At 59.4% G+C, this 21202-nt stretch carries 24 protein-coding genes and 1 tRNA gene; 14 read left to right on the top strand and 11 right to left on the bottom strand.

What is annotated here, in order from left to right:
• Positions 1-51: 51 nt before the first annotated feature.
• The 7 genes from KORLAC_RS17970 to KORLAC_RS17940 are packed head-to-tail and all read left to right on the top strand — an operon-like array spanning position 52 to position 6260.
• On the top strand, positions 52-522 hold the full coding sequence (locus tag KORLAC_RS17970; RefSeq protein ID WP_074519233.1) for an SUF system Fe-S cluster assembly regulator: 471 nt from the start codon (positions 52-54) through the stop codon (positions 520-522).
• A 44-nt stretch (positions 523-566) separates the two neighbouring features.
• The gene (gene sufB, locus KORLAC_RS17965; RefSeq protein ID WP_068309098.1) at positions 567-2036 is read left to right on the top strand and encodes a Fe-S cluster assembly protein SufB; all 1470 of its coding nucleotides are present in this window, start codon (positions 567-569) and stop codon (positions 2034-2036) included.
• An 18-nt stretch (positions 2037-2054) separates the two neighbouring features.
• Positions 2055-2792: a Fe-S cluster assembly ATPase SufC gene (gene sufC, locus KORLAC_RS17960; protein WP_068309096.1), complete on the top strand. Its 738-nt coding sequence runs from the start codon at positions 2055-2057 to the stop codon at positions 2790-2792.
• A gap of 48 nt (positions 2793-2840) precedes the next feature.
• Positions 2841-4145 carry a Fe-S cluster assembly protein SufD gene (gene sufD, locus KORLAC_RS17955; RefSeq protein WP_068309094.1) on the top strand — a complete coding sequence of 435 codons (1305 nt, stop codon included), beginning with the start codon at positions 2841-2843 and terminating at the stop codon, positions 4143-4145.
• A complete protein-coding gene (locus KORLAC_RS17950) occupies positions 4145-5389 on the top strand; it encodes a cysteine desulfurase (protein ID WP_068309092.1) in 1245 nt (414 codons plus the stop codon). Before sufD ends, KORLAC_RS17950 begins: the two co-directional genes overlap by 1 nt.
• Positions 5389-5904 (top strand): SUF system Fe-S cluster assembly protein, encoded by a 516-nt coding sequence (locus KORLAC_RS17945; protein ID WP_068309416.1) that lies wholly within the window; start codon positions 5389-5391, stop codon positions 5902-5904. The genes KORLAC_RS17950 and KORLAC_RS17945 overlap by 1 nt, the downstream gene beginning before the upstream one ends.
• Before the next feature lie 29 nt (positions 5905-5933).
• Positions 5934-6260 (top strand): HesB/IscA family protein, encoded by a 327-nt coding sequence (locus KORLAC_RS17940; RefSeq protein WP_068309090.1) that lies wholly within the window; start codon positions 5934-5936, stop codon positions 6258-6260.
• A gap of 152 nt (positions 6261-6412) precedes the next feature.
• On the opposite strand, the gene KORLAC_RS17935 is transcribed toward KORLAC_RS17940, so the two are convergent.
• From KORLAC_RS17935 to hemC, 7 genes are all read right to left on the bottom strand, one after another.
• Positions 6413-6751 (bottom strand): hypothetical protein, encoded by a 339-nt coding sequence (locus tag KORLAC_RS17935; RefSeq protein WP_068309088.1) that lies wholly within the window; start codon positions 6749-6751, stop codon positions 6413-6415.
• 117 nt (positions 6752-6868) lie between these two features.
• Positions 6869-7291 (bottom strand): alternative ribosome rescue aminoacyl-tRNA hydrolase ArfB, encoded by a 423-nt coding sequence (gene arfB, locus KORLAC_RS17930; RefSeq protein WP_068309086.1) that lies wholly within the window; start codon positions 7289-7291, stop codon positions 6869-6871.
• 44 nt (positions 7292-7335) lie between these two features.
• A tRNA-Thr gene (locus KORLAC_RS17925) sits at positions 7336-7411 on the bottom strand.
• A gap of 93 nt (positions 7412-7504) precedes the next feature.
• Positions 7505-8899, bottom strand: coding sequence for a heme biosynthesis protein HemY (locus KORLAC_RS17920; RefSeq protein ID WP_068309084.1), 1395 nt, complete (start codon positions 8897-8899; stop codon positions 7505-7507).
• Positions 8896-10125, bottom strand: coding sequence for a hypothetical protein (locus tag KORLAC_RS17915; RefSeq protein WP_139167375.1), 1230 nt, complete (start codon positions 10123-10125; stop codon positions 8896-8898). The genes KORLAC_RS17920 and KORLAC_RS17915 overlap by 4 nt, the downstream gene beginning before the upstream one ends.
• 33 nt (positions 10126-10158) lie before the next feature.
• Positions 10159-10857, bottom strand: a complete 699-nt coding sequence (locus KORLAC_RS17910; RefSeq protein ID WP_068309080.1) for a uroporphyrinogen-III synthase — start codon at positions 10855-10857, stop codon at positions 10159-10161.
• Entirely contained in the window at positions 10854-11831 is a 978-nt protein-coding gene (hemC, locus tag KORLAC_RS17905; RefSeq protein WP_068309079.1) for a hydroxymethylbilane synthase, read from the bottom strand. The genes KORLAC_RS17910 and hemC overlap by 4 nt, the downstream gene beginning before the upstream one ends.
• Positions 11832-12079: 248 nt before the next feature.
• Here hemC and tsaD point away from each other — a divergent pair, with 248 nt between their 5' ends.
• The 5 genes from tsaD (at position 12080) to KORLAC_RS17880 (ending at position 15385) form a co-directional block, all read left to right on the top strand.
• Complete coding sequence (gene tsaD, locus KORLAC_RS17900; RefSeq protein ID WP_068309077.1) at positions 12080-13201, top strand: tRNA (adenosine(37)-N6)-threonylcarbamoyltransferase complex transferase subunit TsaD; 1122 nt, start codon at positions 12080-12082, stop codon at positions 13199-13201.
• 85 nt (positions 13202-13286) lie between these two features.
• Complete coding sequence (locus tag KORLAC_RS17895; protein ID WP_068309075.1) at positions 13287-14276, top strand: NAD(P)H-dependent glycerol-3-phosphate dehydrogenase; 990 nt, start codon at positions 13287-13289, stop codon at positions 14274-14276.
• 12 nt (positions 14277-14288) lie between these two features.
• Complete coding sequence (locus KORLAC_RS17890; RefSeq protein WP_068309073.1) at positions 14289-14585, top strand: YciI family protein; 297 nt, start codon at positions 14289-14291, stop codon at positions 14583-14585.
• A gap of 9 nt (positions 14586-14594) precedes the next feature.
• Entirely contained in the window at positions 14595-15008 is a 414-nt protein-coding gene (locus KORLAC_RS17885; RefSeq protein WP_068309071.1) for an EVE domain-containing protein, read from the top strand.
• Entirely contained in the window at positions 15005-15385 is a 381-nt protein-coding gene (locus tag KORLAC_RS17880; protein WP_206595005.1) for a Rieske (2Fe-2S) protein, read from the top strand. The genes KORLAC_RS17885 and KORLAC_RS17880 overlap by 4 nt, the downstream gene beginning before the upstream one ends.
• 13 nt (positions 15386-15398) lie before the next feature.
• Here KORLAC_RS17880 and KORLAC_RS17875 read toward each other — a convergent pair whose 3' ends face one another.
• The 3 genes from KORLAC_RS17875 to KORLAC_RS17865 all read right to left on the bottom strand — a co-directional run bounded on the left by KORLAC_RS17875 (position 15399) and on the right by KORLAC_RS17865 (position 17393).
• Entirely contained in the window at positions 15399-16064 is a 666-nt protein-coding gene (locus KORLAC_RS17875; RefSeq protein ID WP_139167376.1) for a hypothetical protein, read from the bottom strand.
• A 140-nt stretch (positions 16065-16204) separates the two neighbouring features.
• Positions 16205-16699 (bottom strand): tetratricopeptide repeat protein, encoded by a 495-nt coding sequence (locus KORLAC_RS17870; RefSeq protein WP_068309067.1) that lies wholly within the window; start codon positions 16697-16699, stop codon positions 16205-16207.
• 181 nt (positions 16700-16880) lie between these two features.
• Positions 16881-17393: a SixA phosphatase family protein gene (locus KORLAC_RS17865; protein WP_068309065.1), complete on the bottom strand. Its 513-nt coding sequence runs from the start codon at positions 17391-17393 to the stop codon at positions 16881-16883.
• A 196-nt stretch (positions 17394-17589) separates the two neighbouring features.
• Here KORLAC_RS17865 and KORLAC_RS17860 point away from each other — a divergent pair, with 196 nt between their 5' ends.
• Both KORLAC_RS17860 and KORLAC_RS17855 read left to right on the top strand, forming a co-directional pair.
• Positions 17590-19782 carry an ATP-binding protein gene (locus tag KORLAC_RS17860; protein ID WP_068309063.1) on the top strand — a complete coding sequence of 731 codons (2193 nt, stop codon included), beginning with the start codon at positions 17590-17592 and terminating at the stop codon, positions 19780-19782.
• A gap of 28 nt (positions 19783-19810) precedes the next feature.
• Entirely contained in the window at positions 19811-20440 is a 630-nt protein-coding gene (locus KORLAC_RS17855; protein ID WP_068309061.1) for an alpha/beta fold hydrolase, read from the top strand.
• Positions 20441-20460: 20 nt separating this feature from the next.
• On the opposite strand, the gene KORLAC_RS17850 is transcribed toward KORLAC_RS17855, so the two are convergent.
• Positions 20461-21141 carry a glutathione S-transferase family protein gene (locus KORLAC_RS17850; protein WP_068309059.1) on the bottom strand — a complete coding sequence of 227 codons (681 nt, stop codon included), beginning with the start codon at positions 21139-21141 and terminating at the stop codon, positions 20461-20463.
• Positions 21142-21202: the final 61 nt, after the last annotated feature.

Raw genomic sequence — 21202 nt, 5'->3', positions numbered from 1 at the left:
TATGATTTGAACTGGCGCCCCACACCGGGGATTTAAAATAAGGATAGGGCCGTGATCCGGCTAACCAACTTAGCAGACTATGCCGTGGTGTTAATGTGCGAAATGTCGCATGCTGACGGCCGGTTGAGCGCGCAGGACCTCTCGAGCGCCACCAGCATCCCGGCACCCACCGTCGCCAAAATCCTGAATGCCCTCGGCAGAGGCGGTCTTTTGACCTCCCACAGGGGCCTGAAGGGCGGCTTTTCCCTGTCGCGCCCGGCGGATGAGATTTCTGTCGCTGACATTATCGAGGCCATCGACGGCCCGATCTCGCTGACGCACTGCGCCGAGACCGGCACCAGCGATTGCTGCTTCGATGACATATGTCAAATGCGCCCCCGCTGGCAGCTGATAAACAGTGCCGTCCGCGGCGCACTTCTTGACGTAAAGCTGTCTGCGCTTGCAGGGCCCGAGGATAGTTTCGACCTGGCCGCCCGCTTCGAGCAGAAAGCCAAAGAGAGCAAGAAGACCGCCACGGCCTGAGGCCGCCAGTAAACTGAGTATGGATAACGTAAGGAGCCGCCACCATGGCCGGAACCGCTGAAGCCCAAAAACAAGTCCAGGATGTTACGGGCGAATATAAATACGGGTTTGTTACCGATATCGACATGGATATGGCCCCAAAGGGCCTGTCCGAAGACGTCATCCGTTTCATTTCCGCCAAGAAGGAAGAGCCGGAGTGGATGCTGGAGTGGCGCCTGAAGGCCTATGCAGCCTGGCTGAAGATGGATGAGCCCGACTGGGCCAAGGTGAACTACCCACCGATCGACTATCAGGAAAGCTATTATTTCGCCGCACCCAAGAAGAAAGACGGCCCCAAGAGCCTGGATGAAGTAGACCCCGAACTGCTGGCCACCTACGCGAAACTCGGCATCCCGATCCGCGAGCAGGAAGTGCTGGCGGGTGTTGAGGGCGCCGCGAAGGTTGCCGTCGACGCCGTGTTCGACAGTGTGTCTGTTGCCACCACCTTCCGCGAGGAACTGAAGAAGGCCGGCGTTGTCTTTATGTCGATTTCGGAGGCCATCCGCGAATATCCGGACATGGTGAAGAAATATATGGCGAGCGTTGTTCCCGTGCGGGACAATTATTTCGCCGCGCTCAATTGCGCTGTCTTCACCGACGGCACGTTCGTCTATATCCCGAAGGGCGTGCGCTGCCCGATGGAACTGTCGACCTATTTCCGGATCAATGCGGAAAACACCGGCCAGTTCGAACGCACACTGATCGTGGCCGATGAAGGCTCGTATGTCTCCTACCTTGAGGGCTGTACGGCGCCCATGCGCGACGAGAACCAGCTGCACGCCGCTGTCGTGGAACTGATCGCCATGGACGACGCCGAAATCAAATATTCCACCGTCCAGAACTGGTATCCGGGCGACAAGGAAGGCAAGGGCGGCATCTATAATTTCGTGACCAAACGGGCGCTCTGTAAGGGCAAGAACTCGAAAGTCAGCTGGACCCAGGTTGAGACCGGCTCTGCCGTCACCTGGAAATATCCAAGCTGCGTGCTGGCCGGCGACGGTAGCGTGGGCGAGTTCTATTCCGTGGCCGTGACCAACAATTACCAGCAGGCCGATACCGGCACCAAGATGATCCACCAGGGCAAGAACACCCGCTCGACGATCATCTCGAAGGGTATCAGTGCGGGCAAGAGCCAGAACACCTATCGTGGCCTGGTGAAGGTCATGTCCGGCGCCGAGGGTGTGAGGAACTACACCCAGTGCGACTCGCTCCTGGTATCCAGTGAATGCGGCGCACACACGGTGCCTTATATCGAAGTGAAGAACCCGTCCGCCACGATTGAACACGAGGCGACGACCTCCAAGATTTCGGAAGACCAGCTGTTCTACTGCCGGGCCCGCGGGCTTGGGGAAGAAGAAGCGGTCGCCATGATCGTGAACGGTTTCTGTAAGGAAGTAATGCAACATCTGCCCATGGAATTTGCCGTGGAAGCCCAGAAGCTTCTTGGCATCTCCCTTGAAGGCAGCGTTGGCTAGAGAGTGATTGAGAGAATTATGCTGAAGATCAAAGACCTCCATGTGAATGTCGCCGGCAAGGAAATCCTCAAAGGCCTGGACCTTGAGATTAACGCGGGCGAAACCCACGCCATCATGGGCCTCAACGGCGCCGGCAAATCCACGCTGGCCAACACCATCGCGGGCCGCGACGATTATGAAGTCACCAAGGGCACCATCGAGTTCATGGGCCAGGACATGATGGAAATGGAACCGCACGAGCGTGTGGCCGCGGGCCTGTTCCTCGGCTTCCAGTATCCGGTTGAAATCCCCGGCGTGTCGAACCTGAATTTCCTGCGCACGGCGCTCAATAGCGTGCGCAAGCTGAACGGCGAAGACGACATGTCGGCGGCTGAGTTCATGAAGCTGGTGCGTGAAAAGGCAACCCATCTGAACATGGACCCGGATATGCTGAAGCGTTTCGTCAATGTAGGCTTCTCGGGCGGCGAGAAAAAGCGCAACGAGATGGTCCAGATGGCGGTATTGAACCCCAAGCTGGCGGTGCTCGACGAGACCGACAGTGGCCTTGATATCGATGCGCTCAAGACAGTTGCCGAGGGCATCAATGTGCAGCGCCGCGAAGACACGGCGGTCTTGCTGATCACCCACTATCAGCGGCTTCTCAGCTACGTGCAGCCGGACAAGGTGCATGTGATGATCGACGGCAAGATCGTGAAATCGGGCGGCAAGGAACTGGCGCTTGAACTTGAAGAAAAAGGCTATGCGGACGTCGCGTAAGCGCGCGGAGCCCTCTATCTGGCCCCTCTTTCTGGCAAGGACCAACTTATGGACGACGCAGTAATACAGAGCTACGAGAAGCAGGCTGAAGCCCTTGAAGGGTCGGTTGCGGGCATGGACGACCTGCGCGCCAAGGCAATCAAGGATTTCGCCGCCCAGGGCTTCCCGCACGTCAAGGCTGAAGACTGGCGCTATAGCGACCTGAAGACCCTGCGCACCAAGGCCTTCAGCCCGGCAAACCACGCGGGCGAAACCCCGGACATTCCCAAAGCCTTCACCGACTGTGCAGCGCGCTTTGTGTTCGTCAACGGCCGCTTCAGCGAAAGCCGGTCCGACATGGGTGACCTGTGGCAGGCAGCTTCCGTGCGCCCACTCGCCAACCATTTCATGGCCAACCCGGACCGCGCAGCGGAACTGGTGCGTGGCCGTGACGGTGTCGGCATGCTCAACACGGCGCTCGCGAAAGACGGCATGGTGATTGCGGTCCCCGCGGGCGTAGAGATCGACGACCCCGTCGAGATTATCCATATCATGACAGGCGCGGACGACTGCGCGGCCCACAGCCGCCATATCGTTGAGCTTGGCGAGGGCGCCAGCGTCCATATCATTGAGCGTTTCATTGGCGACGACAGCAGCTACTGGACCAACAGCATGCTGCAGGCCCGCGTGACGGAAAGCGCGAAGCTCTATCACACACGGCTGCAGGAAGAAGGCGCAAACGCCATTCACACCAGCAAGGCCTATGTGAATGTGGGCGCGGGCGGCCAGTATCATGCCTGTAACCTGTCGCTCGGGGCGAAGGTTGGCCGGTTTGAAGCCTATGTGCGCCTGCTGTCGGATGAAAGCAACGCTACCATCGACGGCGTGGCGCTGGCGGGCACGGGCCAAAGCCACGATACGCTGACCCACATCAGCCACACCATGCCGCACACCACCAGCGACCAGATTTTCCGCACGGTGGCCGACAGCCGCGGCAAAACATCGTTTCAAGGAAAAGTGACCGTCGACAAGGACGCCCAGAAGGTTGAAGCGGACCAAAGCTTCAAGGCGCTTGTGTTCGACCGCACGGCGGAAGCGAACGCGAAGCCGGAGCTTGAAATTTTCGCCGACGATGTCAAATGCAGCCACGGTGCCACCGTGGGTGACCTGGACGCGAAAGCGATCTTTTATCTGACCAGCCGCGGCATTGACCCGGTGACGGCGCGCCAGATGCTGGTGGAAGCTTTTGCAGCCGCCGCGCTGGAGCGCATTGAAATTGAACCCCTGCGCGACGCCCTGATGGCCCGTGTGGGTGACTGGATGGCAGAGCGCAAAGCGAAGCCCATCCCGGAAAACAAGTCGCGAGTAGAGTAATGAACGACGCTGCACCGATCATAAAAGGCCTGGATGTCGAGGCGATTCGCAAGGATTTCCCAATCCTTTCGGAAACCGTCTACGACAAGCCGCTGACCTTCCTGGATACCGCCGCGTCGGCCCAGAAGCCGCGCGTTGTGATCGATGCGGAGACGGCGCTGTATGAGCATTATTATGCCAACATCCACCGCGGCGTTTACAAGTTCAGCCAGGATGCGACGGAGGCCTATGAGGCCACGCGCGAAACGGTAAAAGCCTTCATTAATGCGGCGAAATCCAAGGAATGCCTGTTCGTGCGCGGTGCGACCGAAGGCATCAACCTTGTGGCACAAGCCTGGGGCCGGACGTTCCTCAAGGAAGACGACGAGATCATCCTTTCCGAGATGGAACACCATTCCAACATTGTGCCGTGGCAGATGGTGGCCGAGGAGCGCGGCGCGAAAATCCGCGTGATCCCGGTGCTGGACGACGGCTCCTTGGATATGGACGCCTACAAGGGCCTGCTCTCGGACCGCACCAAGATGGTCGCGGTGGTGCATATCTCCAACTCGATCGGCACCATGAACCCGGTCAAGGACATCATCCGCATGGCGCATGACGTGGGTGCCGTGACGCTGATTGACGGCTGTCAGGCCGCGCCCCACCTGAAGATTGACGTGCAGGACCTGGACGCGGACTTTTACGCCTTTTCCGCCCACAAGGCATACGGGCCCACCGGTATCGGCGTGATCTACGGCAAGGAAGACCTGCTGGACCGCATGCCGCCATGGCAGGGCGGCGGGGACATGATCTCCACCGTCACGTTCGAGAAAACCACCTATAACGACCTGCCGCACAAGTTCGAGGCGGGCACCCCCAACATCGCGGGCGGTATCTCGATGAAGCATGCGCTGGATTACATCACGGCGCTGGGGCAGGACAATATCGCGGCACACGAGAAGGCGCTCCTTGAGTATGCCACCAAGGCGCTGGGGGCCTTCAACAGCCTGCGCATCATCGGCACGACGCCTGAGAAAGGCGCGCTGATCAGCTTCACCATGGAGCATGCGCACCCGCACGACATCGGCACCATCCTGGACCGCCAGGGCATCGCCGTGCGCGCCGGGCACCACTGCGCCCAGCCGATCATGGACCGCTTCGGCGTCCCGGGCACTGTGCGCGCCAGCTTCGGTATTTATAACGACACATCTGACGTGGACCGCCTGGTGGCGGGCCTCAAAAAAGTAACGGACATCTTTGGATGATGGATACAGATAACAAACGCGATATCATGGACCTCTCGGGCAGCCCTGAGGTGCCTCAGGAAAACCAGCCGAAGGCGGACGTTGAGCGCCCGACCGTCAGCCCGCAAGAGGGCGGCTATTTCCTCAACAAGTTCCTGGAGCAGGACAAGAAAGAGGACGCCGCCAGCGAAGACGCTGCGCCCAAGAATGGCGGCACGCCGCCAGCGTCGAAAGACGAGCTTGAGGCCCGCATTGTTGAGGCGCTCAGGGAAATTTACGACCCCGAGATCCCGGTCAACATCTATGAGATGGGCCTGATTTACGGTGTCGATATCGACGATGATTGGAACGTCAAGATTACCATGACGCTCACCACCCCCCACTGCCCGGTCGCGGAATCCATGCCCGGCGAAGTGGAGCTGAAGGTGAACGGCGTCGCGGGCGTGAACGGCACGGAAGTGTCGCTGGTGTGGGAACCGGCTTGGGATATGTCCAACATGTCAGACGAAGCACGGCTTGAACTGGGGCTTCTTTAGCACCACGTTAAGGTCAAGGAGACGTATAAATGGCAGTAATCAACATTACAGACCGCGCCGCAGAGCACATTCGGGGCATCCTCGCCAGGAATGACAAGGCTGTGGGCATCAAGCTTGGCACCAGCACCCATGGTTGCTCGGGGCTTGGTTATACGGTCGACTATGTCGAGGAACAGTCGGACGACTTTGAACTTGTCGAGGACAAGGGCGTGAAGGTGTTCGTTGACCGGAAATCGCTGCTGTTCCTTCTGGGTACTGAAATGGACTGGGAGGACAGCATGTTCTCAACCGGCTTCAAATTCACCAACCCGAATGAGAAGGGCCGCTGCGGCTGCGGCGAAAGCTTCCACGTTTAACCCTCGATCGTCATTCCGTGCCCTGCCGTCAGGCAGGTTACGACACGGAATCCATCGAAATCAGTCTTCGCCATAGGCGAAGGCTTTTTTGTTTCTGGACCCCGGATCGTATCCTCGGCTCTCGCCTCGGGGCCGGGGTGACAACAAGTGGGTCAGTAGCGTTCCTGCCCACAGTTCACACAGTGCTTCCGGAAAGCAGCGAGGCGAAAGCCTTTTCGCCTCAGTTTATCGAACTTGTTTTTCCGCTCTTCATAACCGTGTGCGTCGGCCTCATTTGCCGCATTCATCACTGAAAAGCCACAGTTCTCGCACGTCAGATATATGGTCAATACGAGCGGTACTACCACAAGCAAGATGCCAAACTTCCACACCTCGTAGATCGTCCAAGGCAGGGTCGATAGCAAGTAGCCCGCGCCAATGATGGACACCCCCAGAAGAACAAACGCCTTCACCCTGACCGAAGACTTACGCGGCATGGGGTCCTTTTTCATCGTTTAATTTCCTTTGCCAAACAGCCGCCCAATCCCATAAACCACAAACGCCGCCGCCATGCCGGTCAGGCCTGCATAGGTGATGCAGATCAGCCCCAGTTTGCGCCGCATTCAGTCCTAATCCACCAGCTTCAGCTTGCCGCGCATCTTCTTGCGGTCGCCTGTGGTTTTCTTGGCCGTGATGCGGCGTTCCTTGGCCGCCTTCGACGGCTTCGTCGGCACCCGGAACTTGGGCCGCTTCACGGCCGCCTTCAGCATGTCGGTGAGGCGTCGGGTGGCATCGCGCTTGTTGTCGATCTGGCTGCGGTGGCTTTCGGCCACCAGCACAATCTCACCCGCCGCGGTCATGCGCTTGCCCGCGATTTTCCGAAGGCGAATGAACATCTCATTGCTGATGGCATCGCAGGCGCGGGCGTTGAACCTGAGTTCCACCGCGGTCGACACCTTGTTGACATGCTGCCCCCCCGGCCCCGACGCGCGCTTGGCCGTCAGCTGAATGTCATCGTCCTGGATGATGATATGCGGCGTGATCTCAATCATGCGCGCAGGATAGCGCAGGCGCCCGGAAAAGCAATCTCGGGAAATGGTGCCGCTTACGTGACTCGAACACGTGACCCCATCATTACGAATGATGTGCTCTACCAACTGAGCTAAAGCGGCCCTTGCGATCAGCAAGATAAAGGGCGGGGCGCCCCGTCTGGCGGCGTATATAGCGGATGCGGGCCATGGTGATCAAGCGTTTTTGCGCCCGCCCTAGGCGCCCAGGCGTTCGGCGTCTTCATCGTCCACCACCGCATCCAGCGGCGTGCCCGAGGTGCCCACCAGCATGGCGATGGGGGCTTCGCCCGGGTCCTTGCGCGCGTGCGCGACCGCTTCGCCGGCGTGCCAGCGGAAGCTGTCGAACGCCCCGCAGCCACCACAGAGCGGCGCCCAGCCCTTTGGCGTGTGGCCGCAGTCCGTGCACACCCAGCGCGCGCCGTCCTCCGCGTGCGCCAGCGCGGCCTCGATCGGGTCCGGGTTTTCCCCGAGTGCGTGCGCGAGCGCGAGGCGGTATTGCCACGCCGCGCGGGTGGGCGCCTCGCGGGTGAGTTTCTCGAGCACCGGCTTGGCGGCGTCATACTCGCGTGCGTCCATCAGCGCGTCCGCCACCAGCAGCATCGACTGGGCGTCTTCAGGGTTGGCGTCCGTCAGCGTGCGCACACGCTTCAGCCAGTCGGCGCCACTTTCGGCGGCGTCCAGTTCCTTATAGACCTTTGCGAGCGTCGGGTGCGGCGCGCGGGACCAGACATCCTTCACGATTTTCTCAGCCCGCTTCTTGTTGCCGCTTGCGAATTCAAGCTTCGCGAGGGCCGCAGCCGCCGGCGCGAAATCAGGCCGCAGTTGCAGCGTTTTCTTGAAGGTCTTGCGGGCAACGTCCCGGTCGCCCTTGAGGTTCTGTTCGGTCGCCTGGGCAAAGGTGAGTGCCGCCTTGTGGCGGGTAACTGTCTCTGACTCCAGCAGTTTTTCACGTGAAACCTTGGCCAGCGCCTCTTCGGCCTCGGGCCAGTTGCCCGCCGCGACTTCCAGCGCGAACAGGGTTTTGAGCACCCAGGGGCTTTTGCGGTTCTCATGAAAGGCCGTGCGCGCCAGCCGGAGCGCTTCATTCTCGCGTCCCAAACGCCGGGCTTCCTGCACCAGGCCCCTGAGGCCCAGGAAACGCCCGTCTTCGGTTTTCTCCAGCGCGTGATAACGCGCCTGCGCGGCTTTATGGTCCCCGCTGCGCGTGGCGGCTTCGGCGGCAATCAAATGCACCATCGGCTGGGGCGGCAACAGCACTTCGGCCTGCTCCACCAGCTTTTTGGCCAGCTTATGATCGCCGGCCGAAAGCGCCACCAGCGACTGGTTCAGCATCTTGAGCCCGCGGCCCTGGCGTTTGATTTCGGCATTCTTGCCCAGGACCGGCATATCGCGGCGTATCCAGCCAACGAGCCACACGGTTCCCGCAGCCACTGCCGCCACAACGGCCGCCGCCAGCACCATGGAGGCAAAGCTGGTGTAAACCCGCAGCCCGGCGAAATCGATGGTCACGGCACCCGGGTTATCGGCCAGGCGGGCGGCCGCAAAGGCCACCAGAAGGATCGCACTCACCCACAGGAACAGGCGGATCATTGGCCGCTCCCGCCCATGGCGACGGTGGAGGATGACACCCGTTCAATCAGCCGGTCGAAGGCGCGGCGCACCCCGGCGTAGGCTTCAGCCCGGTCGCGCCACACGGCCGTGGCCTCAAGCGCCGGGCCTTCAAGCGCGGCCAGTACCTTAACGGCACCCGCCACATCCCGCGCCAGCAATAGCCGCTCGGCCTTCACCAGCTCGGCATCGAGGCCCGTGGCCCCGGCGTCCGTGCGGCGGCTGGAAAACAGCCCCGCCAGGAAGTTGCCGTCGGCCTTGTCGGCGGCATTCACCGCCGCGGCTGCGACATCGTCAAATTCTGCCACCAGCGCGTCATAGCTGGCGACGCCTGTGCCGTGGCTTTCCAGATAGCCGAGGTCGGCCCCGATCATCTGTTGGTCAAGCGCGGGCAGGGCGGCGAAATCAGGCCTCAGCGCCCCGAGGCCAGAACCAAAAGGCTGACCCACCAGCGCCCGGTCCTTCAAGCGCCCCAACGCCAGCACAATGCGGCCGCGCGGGGAGGCTTCAAGCGCCCCGGCCTGCACGCTCAAAAGCGTGTCTTCCACCGCCTTCAGCCGCGCCTTCAGGCTGGCGGCCTCACTGCGGGCCAGCGCCAGCGCGCCCTTCAGTTCCGTCACATTGGGGTCGGCCGCGCCAGACAGGGTCGAAAGCCGTGCCACGTCATCGGTGAGGCGCGTGATCTCTGATTGGAGGGCAGCGAGCTTTTGCGCGTCGACAGCAGGTGCTGTTGTCCCGCCCGTGCCGGTGGCCGCCAACTGGTTCAGGTCTGCCTGCAGGGACGCGCGCGCGGCCTCCGCGGCCTTCAGGTCTTCGGCTTGCTGCGCCAGGATTTCCTGCTGGCGCGCAAAGGCTGCCTTCAGGTCGTCCATGGCCGTCTCAAGCGGTTGGCTGTCAAAAGTCGTGCCAGCAGAATTCTGTGCAGGGGGCGGCGCCAGGCTGATGCCCAGGCGTTCCAGCCCCGGTGCGAATTGGGGGGCAAGATAGACACCCGCGCCAAACGCGCCCATCACCACCACAAGACCCCAGGCAAGCTTAGTGCCCGCGCCCATGCCCGCCTTCTTCGGTGAAGTCGTGTCAGACGATTTTGATGAAGAAGCCGGGTCCGGCTCTGGCGTTTCATGGATGATGGTTGCCTCGATGATATCGGGATCATCAGGCCTTTCAGAAGCGGCGTCAGGCGCCTTGTCTGTGTCTTTTTCGCTCACAAGCATGCCCCTTTCGGGGCCCCCTTCGTCATCTTATTCTTCGAGCAGGCTGAAAAGTGCCTTCTCGGTCGGTATGATGGCATAGCGGACAGACCGCCACGGCCCGATCAGATTTTGCGCCACGCGGGTGGAAAGCGCCACGGCATCCATCTTCGAGAGCCAGTCGGACCGGCCATATTCTGCCGCTGCTTCCTCAAATGTGGTGGCAGTACGCGGCGAATAAAAGAGGGCCATGTCGATTTCGCCTTCCTCCAGAGCTTCCTGCACCCCAGCAGAAAAGGCCCGCAAGGGGCGCGACTGGTAGGTAACGCAGGTATCGGCGTCAATGCCTTCGCCCCGAAGCACGTCAGCGATATTATAGCTGATCACATTGCCTGCCAGATGGGTGTATTTGCGCTTATCCGCCAGGCCGCATTCAAGAAGGATCGGCACCAGCTGGCGCGCTGTGCCCGGCCCGGCTGTCACATTGGTGAAGCCAAGCCTGCGCGCCTCATTCGCCGTTTCCTCACCCACCGCAAAAATCGGCCGGTCCTTGTTGCCGATGTTGGCAAGGCCAAGGCGGGCGCCGTTTTTGCTGGTAACAATCAGGCTGCGGTCTTCGCTGGGGATTTCAAAGGAAACAGGATCGATCTGGATCATCGGGGCGATGATCACCCGGTGCCCCAGCGCCTCCAGCTTCTCGGCTGTGGGGGTGGCTTCTTCCATGGGGCGCGTGACGAGGACTGTGGTCATTCTATCTCCGCTTCGATGGCGCGGGCGAGTTCAGTAAAAAAGGCCTCGCCGGCGTCTTCCCTTATCCGTGCCCCGATATCTTTACCGAGGTCGGCGGCGCGGTCAATCTCCGCGGCGCATTCGCCTGTTTTTTCAAATACCTGCGTGCCGTCAAGCGACAGCAGCTGGGCCCTGAGCATGAGCCGGTCGCCCTCAAGCGCCGCGTGCGCCGCGATGGGCGTGCGGCAGCTGCCGTCCAGCGCCCTCAGGAAGGCGCGCTCCGCCGTCACCGCCACCGCCGTCTCCCTGCAATGCAGGGGCTTGAGAAGCTCCATCATGGCGCCGTCTGAGGTACGCACCTCCACCGTTACCGCGCCCTGCGCTGGCGCCGGCAGGAAATCCTCCACCGGCAGGGTCTCGGTGGCCTTGTCGCTCATGCCCAGGCGGTTGAGGCCCGCGCGCGCCAGGAAGGTGCCTTCGGCCTCGCCCGCCGCCAGCTTCTTGAGCCGGGTCTGCACATTGCCGCGGAAGGTGACAACCTTCAGGTCCGGCCGGAGCCTCAGCGCCTGCGCCCGACGCCGGAGCGACGCGGTGCCGAGGATCGCACCCTCCGGCAGGTCTTTAAACCGGTCCACGCTCGCACTCATGAACACGTCGCGCGGGTCCTCGCGGCGGAGGAACACCGTCAGCGCCAGCCCGTCCGGCAGGTGGGTCGGCATGTCTTTTGAACTGTGCACCGCGCAGTCGATCTCGCGCGCCAGCAGCGCGTCCTCGATCTCCTTGGTGAACAGGCCCTTGCCGCCCGCGTTCATCAGATGCCGGTCCAGAATGCGGTCGCCGGTGGTCTTGATCACCACGATCTCCACATTGTCAGCGGTCAGGTGGTCGTGCGCCGCCACAAGGCGGGCTTTCACGTCCTCGGCCTGGGCCAGCGCCAGCGGGCTGCCACGGGTGCCGATCTTCAAAATCTTTTTGCTACTGGTCGCTTCTTGCACGGATGCCTCTTCTGGTGCTATTGCGGGCGCGGCCAGGTCAGGATCAGCCGCGTGCTCATCTTCTGGCTTATAGAACTTTATGCTACCGGGCTAAAGCCCAAATGGGGCAAGATGCCCTGACGAAATGACCGGCGAGACAATTTGTCCCGGTATGAGGGCACTTTTGGGCCCTATGGGTGTGCCCTTTTGTGCCCCAAGGGCACACGGGGCGGCGAATGTGTGCCCAAAAGGGGTAAGACAGGACGATCATGGCGAACGACCAGGCAACCAGCGCGGAAAACCCGCAGCGCCCCTATGTTCTGGGGATCGAGACCAGCTGTGACGAAACCGCCGCCGCGATCGTCAGCGCCGACAAGCGCGTGCTTGCCCACCGGGTGCTAAGCCAGATTGACGATCACGCCGAATTCGGCGGTGTGGTGCCGGAAATTGCCGCGCGCCAGCATATATCGCACCTGGATAAGCTGTTGGAATCGCTGATGAAAGATGCGGGCCTCGGCTTTGATGACATGGACGCTGTCGCGGCCACCACCGGCCCCGGCCTGGTCGGCGGCCTGATGGTCGGCGTGATGACCGCCAAGGCCATTTCCGCCGCCACCGGCAAGCCGTTCATCGCCGTCAACCATCTGGCAGGCCACGCGCTGACGGTGCGGCTGGTGGATGACATCAGCTTCCCGTACCTGCTCCTCCTGGTCTCAGGCGGGCACTGCCAGATCCTGTCTGTCACCGGTGTGGGAGCCTTCACCCGCCTCGGGACAACAATCGACGATGCAGCCGGTGAAGCCTTTGATAAGACTGCGAAATTACTCGGTCTCGGGTACCCCGGCGGGCCGGCGGTTGAGGCTGCCGCGCGCGAAGGAGACCCCAAGCGCTTCCGCCTGCCAAAGCCCATGGTGGGCAAGCCGGGCTGCAATTTTTCCTTCTCCGGCCTCAAGACAGCCGTGCGGCGACTGGCCGAGGAATGCGCCGAAGGCGAGGGCATCCTGACCATCCGCGACCGCAATGACATTTGCGCCGCCTTCCAGCAAGCCCTGGGCGACTGTTTGATCGACCGGTTGAAGAATGCCATCCAGTTGTTCCGCGAAACCGCAGGAAACGGCAACTTTCCGCTGGTTGTCGCGGGCGGTGTGGCCGCTAACGCCCACCTGCGCGGCCGGATCGAAGCGCTGGCGGACAAGGAAGGCCTGCGCTTTTCAGCCCCGCCGCTGGCGCTCTGTACCGACAATGGCGCCATGATCGCCTGGGCAGGGCTCGAGCGTTTCCGGGAAGACCCCGCCATCAATGACGCGGATGAAGCGCCGCGCCCGCGTTGGCCGCTCGATGACGCTGCCAAGCCTATGGTCGGAAAAGGAAAAAAGGGCGCAAAAGCATAAGCTTCTTGCCTCTCGCTCGATTGCCGGGCAATCTGGGCGCAAGCCTTTTTCAACAGTATACGCTTCGAGTTTTGGGGAGAGACAGGTGCAGACAATCGGTGTACTTGGCGGCGGCGCCTGGGGAACAGCACTGGCAGCGGCAGCAACCCGCGCCGGGCGCGATACCCTCTTGTGGGCCCGGGAAGCGGAAGTTGTGGCTTCTGTCAACGACAGCCACGAGAACACTCTTTACCTGCCGGACGCCGTGCTGGACCCGGCCCTCAAGGCCACAGGAAACCTGGCGGATCTGGGCGACAGAGATGCGATCCTGCTGGTCGCACCCGCCCAGCATCTGCGCGCCATGGTGCGCGACCTCAGCCAGTATATCGGGGGCCATGTACCACTGGTGATCTGCTCCAAGGGGATAGAGGTCGCAACCGGCAAGCTCCTCTCCGACGCGGTCGCGGAAGAATGCCCCGGCAATCCGGTGGCAGTACTCTCCGGCCCCACCTTTGCCATCGAGGTTGCCCGCGACATGCCCTGTGCCCTCACGCTGGCCGCAGCCGACAAAACTGTTGGAAACCAACTGGTTAAGGCTTTGGGCCAACCAACGTTCCGGACCTATTATAACCACGATGTGGTGGGCGCGCAGATTGGCGGCGCCATCAAGAATGTACTCGCCATCGCCACCGGTATCGTCGCCGGGCTTGGCATCGGCGAAAATGCCCGTGCCGCTGTGATCACCCGGGGCCTGGCCGAAATCATGCGCTTTGGTGCGCTTTACGGCGCTGAGCGCGAAACGCTGATGGGCCTGTCGGGCCTTGGGGACCTGATCCTCACCTGCTCGTCAACCCAGTCGCGCAACATGTCGCTCGGGAAGGCCATCGGCGAGGGCCGCACCTTTGCCGACATCATGGCCGAACGGCGATCTGTGGCCGAAGGCGCCCATACCGTTGAAATCGTTCACAAAATCGCTGTGGACAAGGGGCTCGAGATGCCCATTACCGCCGCTGTTTACCAGATTCTGAAGGAAGGCCAGGACGTGCGTACCGTCACCGAAGCCCTCCTTGCCCGCCCTTTCACATCCGAAAGCTGATAGGAGACAGCCATGCTGTTCATGATCCTTGCCCACGACAAACCCGACAGTGTTGACCTGCGCATGGCCACCCGGTCGGCCCACCTGGACTATATCAAGGGCGCAGGCAACCGCATCAAGGTGGCCGGGCCCATCCTGTCCCCCGGCGACGACCCCAAGCCTGTGGGCAGCATGATCGTAATCGATGCCGCCAGCGAAGGTGCCGTGCGGCTTTTCGCAGAAAATGACCCTTATGCCACCGCTGGACTTTTTGAGGCGGTCGAGATCAAGCCCTGGAAGGGCGTAACCGGCGAGTGGATTCCGTCATAGGAGCAACCCGTGGCTTACTGGCTGGTGAAATCGGAACCCGAAGACTGGTCCTGGCAGGACCAGTGCGGTGTGGAAAGCGAACCCTGGACCGGCGTTCGCAACCATCAGGCCCAAAACAACATGCGCAAAATGACGGTGGGCGATGAAGTATTGTTCTACCATTCCGGCAAGGCGCGCGAGATCGTTGGGCTTTGTGAAGTGGTCAAAGGACCCTACCCAGACCCGGATGACGAAAAAGGCAAATTCTGTCTGGTCGATTTGAAAGCCAAGGAAGCCGTCAAAACGCCGGTAACGCTGGCCGAAATCAAAGCCCTGCCGGAGCTCAGCCATCTGGCGCTGGTGCGGCAGGCGCGCCTTTCGGTCATGCCGATAGACAAGGGCGCCTGGCAAATCCTGAAGGGCCTTACCGGCCTGACCACATGACCCCCCCTGCGCCCCTACACCTTGAAGACACGGCTGCCGGACCACCCGCCGGTTCACTTCTGGTCAGGCTTGCGGATCTGCCTGACCACGGCGGCAAAGATATCATATTCACCGATGGGCCCCACCTGCTGCAGCTTCTGGTGCAACGTCATGGCGGCGAGATTTATGTCTACGAGAACCGCTGCCCGCACGCGGGGACACCGCTCAATCTGTTCAATGACCGTTTTCTGGATATCAGCGGCAAACGGCTGATCTGTCGCACGCACGGGGCCCTGTTCGATCCGCAGTCCGGGCTGTGCGTACGGGGCCCTTGCAAGGGTGACCACCTGCGCCCTGTTGCCTTTGAAGTAAGAGATGGCGGTATCTATTCGCTTTAGCGCGATATATTGATCAGATGATAACCGTGCCCGAGCGCGGCTGTGGCGGGGCCGTACGGTTGGTGCCTTCGCCCGGTCGCTCCACCGAGATCACGAACCAATAGTCCTTATAGCCGTCTTCATGCTGTACCGACTTCAGCACCATCGAGAGCTCTGGATCAAAGTAGACTGTCTGGGTCTTGCGTTTGGTGCGGCTGCTGCTGCTGGTCTCGGTCACGATATCAACGACAAAAACCTGCCTGTCCCCCGAAGACAGGCTGAGGGTTTTCTCGCCAATCACCGACACATGGGACCAGAAATTATAGGAAGTGCCACGGTCAAGCCGTTTGATGTTGCCTGAAAAGCTGACTTCCTTGCCGACGGCTAGTGGGAACAGCTGTTCGAGAATCGCTTCGTCGAAGTCAGCCTCATATTGATATTGGGGTTCACGTCCACTGACCGGATACAGGCCACGGTATGCGCTGAATTCCGCAACGGGTTCACCGTGGATGTACATTTCGGTGGTCACCAGCTTGCCGGTGACAGCCGTTATTTCCGCATAAATTTCCTGTCGGTGACGCTGAATGACGGCACGGGTGCCAACCACAGCGGGAGGGGAAGACGGTGCCTGTGCAATGGGGTCGCATGCTGCCAGCATCGGTAAAAGCAGCAGTAGCAAATAGCGCAATTTCATCGGCACACGCAATCACTCCCCAAAAATCGTCAGTGCCCCTCTTAGCACCCCGATCGTCTGGTGGGAAGTGGCCTGATGCCCCACCAGATCAAACTTTAGCTTATCAATTTTCCATCCTGACCGCGACAGGCATGTATAGTCGTCGCTTAGGTTGGGCGCATGGTTTGTGGATGCTCGGCGCTAGAGTCTTTGGACCGCAGGTCCGCCAGCTCAATGTTTCGTTTGATCACGTATGACTCTGGCGCCATCGCCAGGCCTCGCCTGTATTCCTCAAGGGCCATGTCAATTTCGCCGGTTTCAAGATAGATGTTCCCGCGATTATTATAAAAGCGCCAATTGTTGGGGACGATGCGGATAGCTGTATTGCAGTGATCCAGCGCGTCGGTCCAGGCTTCTTCCATAATGAGCGCCACGCACATGCCGTTGTGAGCACGCGCCCGCTGCCAATCCGTAAGGTCCCGGTCCAAGGCAGCTGTGAAAATCTCGCGTGCCTGCTCCGTATTACCTACCTGAATCATCTCACGGCCCTTCTTCAGAAGGTCTGATGCCTTGAGGACGATGTTGTAGGTGTAGGCGTTGGCCATACCTGAAATTGCAAGCGCCGCCACGGTTGCCATCAGATAGCGAAAAGTAGTTCGCATAACGATCTCCTTTCGTTGGTACCCCCTAACGATCAACGGATCAGCTTCTGCAATCATACCATATTTCCGGCCAAGCCGAGAGCACATATGGCTGAGAGTGCCCAAAGACAGCATTCCATTAACCGATTAGTTATAAAGTAACACAACTTGCAGAAGTTGCACAACTAAGCCTTCGTTTGGGCTAGGTTAGGTCTTTCGGCCGAACAAAATTCAGCAGCCGCCCACTTTCAAGGTCGGCCTGTTCGAGACACGGTGCATCGAACTCAAGAATACTGAGCGTACAGGTGGGGTATTTAGCCCCAAGACGGCGAATCAATTCCGAATCGCCCCCCTTCGCGGACCTGAAGGCCATATCATGAAAGCCAGGATTGTGACCAATCAGAAGCACCGATTCATACTGTCCAGCATCCGTCACAATAATCTGACGAATGGTTTCAGTGCCCGCACCATAAAGAGCTGGCTCGTAGAGCACATCAAACGAAAGGCCTCCGGCTTCGGTGAGGATTGCCAGAGTTTCCCGTGTTCGCTGCGCCGTCGAGCAGATGACCAATTTGGGACATGTATCGTCCTTGGCAAGCCACTGCCCCATCTGTGCCGCAGCAGCTTGTCCGCGTGCATTCAAGGGGCGGTCATGGTCAGGCAACCCCATACCCCAATCCGATTTGGCATGCCGCAGAAGAAATAATTTGGCCATCAAGCGCCCTCCCAAACGGCAGTCGTCCCCATCCTGCCAAGTCCCCAGAATCCCGCGAAAGTTACAAAATCTTAATTAAAGTTCGCGAGAGTTCGAATACTATAGCCGGTATGGGGACCGAATAAAAAGCTTAGAAACGATGACATCAGCCCAGTTTAACAGACGCCTGTATCCTGAGTGCCATATATCAGATTCAATGCGTCATTGGCCTGTTGTCATTGCTTCCTTGCACCTTCTTTTTTGTTTTACTTGCCTGATCTGGTCCAATGCCGTTGCGGCCCAAACGGCTCCTGATCAAAATTTGGTCCTGACCGACGCAGAGCGTCATTGGATTTCCGAGCATCCTGTTATCCGCCTGGGCGCAGACCCAGACTATCCACCCTTCGAGTTTTTTGACAACCGCGGACTATATGGTGGCATCGCATCTGACTATCTGAAGATAATTGAGGCGCAAACGGGGCTGAAGATCTTGACGCCCGTGAATCAACCGTGGCCCGAAACAATGTTGCAGGCGCGCGCCAAACAGGTGGACCTACTGGCTGCCGTTGGCAAATCCGAAGAGCGAGAGAGCTTTCTGGTTTTCTCGGAGCCCTTCCAAAACTATCGGCGTGTCATCCTGATGCATGAAGATGCGCCACCGATTAATGGCATTCAGGACCTGACAGGCCAGAGGGTTGGGGCATTACGGGAAAGTACCGACCCTGATTTCCTTGCAATCAACGCGCCGGGCGTTGAAGTGGTCCTGTTTGACAGCTATGACGAAGCCCTGCTGGCGCTGAGCCAGGAATCCGTTGATGCCATTGTGGGCAATGGCATGTCTGCTGTGTTTACGTCGCGCCAACTGGGCCTAATTGATGTCAACATCGCGGCCCCGGCATCCTTCACCCAATATTCGCTTCATTTTGCCGCCCGTAACGATTGGCCGGAACTGATCTCCATCATCAATAAGGTGCTTGCCACAATTCCTTTGGCAGAAAGGAACGAAATTCAGCGCAAATGGTCATTGGTTAGCGCCACTGGCATGCCAGACTATTCCCTGATCTGGAAAACTGCCCTGGCACTTTTGCCATTCCTGCTTTTCGCGTTCGCCTGGGCCTATCACGCCAAAGTCCAGCAACGCCGCCTCGAGCGTGTCCAGGCCCAATTGAAAACCGCTACCCAAAAATCAGACTCTGCCAACAAAGCCAAATCCACTTTTCTCGCAAATATGAGCCATGAAATGAGGACGCCGCTGACAGGTATCATTGGTTTCCTCGGGCTGATTCTGGAAGAAAAGCCAGGCAACGTCATCCGCGAACATGCCGAGCTGTCCATGGATTCAGCCAAGAACCTCCTGCAATTGATCAATGATATTCTCGATCTCGCCCGACTCGAGTCCGGCGTTACCGTCGCCAATCCGGGCCCTATCTGCCTGGACGCCCTGTTGAGGTCGGTGGTCTCTGCCATGCGGCCGCTCGCAACGGAAAAAGGACTGGCGCTGGAGTTTTCACAAGAGGGCATGGGACCCAGCCTTGTGAAACAGGATGATAAATTATTGCGGCAAATCCTGGTCAACCTTGTGGGAAATGCCATTAAGTTCACCCGCGAAGGGAAAGTCTCTGTCACCCTCACTTACCTGAAGTCCGACCGCCCAGGTTTGTGTTGCTATAGAATCGATGTAATCGATACCGGCGTGGGGATCGAGGGAGAGGACCTTGCCAGGCTAACCAAACGGTTCGAGCAAGTTCATTCACTGGCTGTGAACAACAGTTCGGGAACAGGCTTGGGCCTAGCCATCTGTGACGAGCTTGTGCGTCTGCTTGGCGGCTCCTTTTCCTTCGAAAGCGAATTCGGCACTGGATCCACCTTTAGCGTAAAACTATACAGCCCCTATGTAGCCGACAAACCAGATGACGATGTGGTGTCTGGGAACAAAGTCAGCCAGGATGCTGGTTCGGCGGGCGACTCCATTGAGGGTGCGCGCATTTATCTGGCCGATGACAATGCCATCATCAGAACGCTGGTGGAAAAAATGCTGGCACCACATGGCGTCGAGGTTTCGTCCTTCAGCGATGGGCAGGCGCTCTTTGAAGCGATGCAAAAAGAGGCATACGACAATCAGCAACCCGGCTGTGACCTTATTCTCATGGACATCCACATGCCGGAAATGGATGGTCTGGAAGCACAACGACAGATACGAAAGCTCGGCCCTGCCTTTGACCATCTTCCCATCATCGCCCTGACGGCAAATGCCATTAAAGGCGAGCGAGAGATCTACCTGAGCGAAGGGATGGACGGCTATGTCTCCAAGCCGATCGACCCGGAACACTTTCTCCGGACTCTCCGACATTTTCTGCAAATTCACGCCTTTACCCCAGGCAACCATTGCACCACGCCACAGTCCTGCTAGACAAGGTCTGCAAGCTAGAGGGTGATGCATGACACTGTTAATTGATGGCAAAGTGGAAAAGGGGATCATTGTGCTCGCGCACGGCGCGGGAGCTGGAGCAGACCATCCCTTCATGGAAACTTTCGCGAAAGGTTTGGCGGCAGCGGGCTTTCAGGTCATCCGGTTCAACTTCCCCTACATGGAGAAGCGTAAGGAAGATGGCAGGAAGCGCCCCCCTGACCGTGCGCCCAAGCTACTTGAAGCCTATGAGAACGTGGTCCGCAGCATTCCAGAAACGGACAAGCCGCTGATCATTGGCGGGAAGTCCATGGGCGGCCGGATCGCCAGCATGCTGGCAGCAGAGAACAAAAGCCTCAAAATCGATGGACTTGTGTGCCTGGGCTACCCATTCCATGCGCCTGGGAAACCGGATCGCATCCGAACAGAGCATTTCCCCGACATATCTGTCCCCACCCTAATCGTACAAGGCGAACGCGACCCTTTTGGTGGCACCAACCTCCTGGAAGGACAAACGCTACCCGGGAACTTCACAGTTCATTGGGCACCTGACGGTAACCATGACCTGACGCCACGGAAAGCATCCGGCCATACGCAGCAAGGCAATTGGGAAGCCGCAATGAAAGCCATTGCTGCCTTCGCAGACAAGCTTCAGGACTGATCCGACTGCTACCTGACGCCTCAGCGCTGCAGCATCTTCTGGGCAGCCGCGACAAACTTCTTGCTGTTGTCGTCCTGCTTCAGGTCTGGCCGCGGTGGCATGGTCAGGCCTTTCTGCACTGCAGGACGTTCCTTCAGTAGTTCAGTCCAGGCCTTCAAGTGATCGAGCCCGTCCAGGGACAGGCCGGCCCAGCTGTGCGCGAGAACCCAGGGGAAACAGGCGATGTCGGCGATGGAATAGTCGTCACCCGCCAAATAGGCACTTTCGCCCAACCGACGATCAAGGATGCCATAAAGACGAAGCGTCTCATTCTGGTACCGTTCAATAACGGCGGGAAGTTTTTCGGGAAAATAGCGGAAGAACACATTCGCCTGCCCCTGCATCGGCCCAAGGCCACCCATCTGGAACATCAGCCACTGAGTGACGAGCGAGCGCCCTTTGGCGTCCTCCGGCATCAACTTGCCGGTCTTTTCAGCCAGATACATCAGGATCGCACCGGATTCGAACACAGCAAAATCGCCTGCGTCATGATCGACAATCGCCGGGATCCGGCCGTTGGGGTTGATGTTGGTAAACCAGTCTTCCTTCTGCGCCCCTGACGATAGATCAAGTGCCTTCATTTCATAAGGCAAGCCCAACTCCTCAAGTGCTATTGAGACCTTGTACCCATTGGGTGTTGCTGCTGTGTAGAATGTGATCATGGCGTGCGCCTCCTCCCTGTTGTCAAAGAAGATAGGGGCAACTGCAGAAGTTTAAAGCAAC

Source organism: Kordiimonas lacus (genome assembly GCF_001550055.1).
GTDB lineage: Bacteria > Pseudomonadota > Alphaproteobacteria > Sphingomonadales > Kordiimonadaceae > Kordiimonas > Kordiimonas lacus.
Note: the sequence above shows the minus strand (reverse complement) of the source record. Positions and strands in the feature narration are given on the sequence as shown.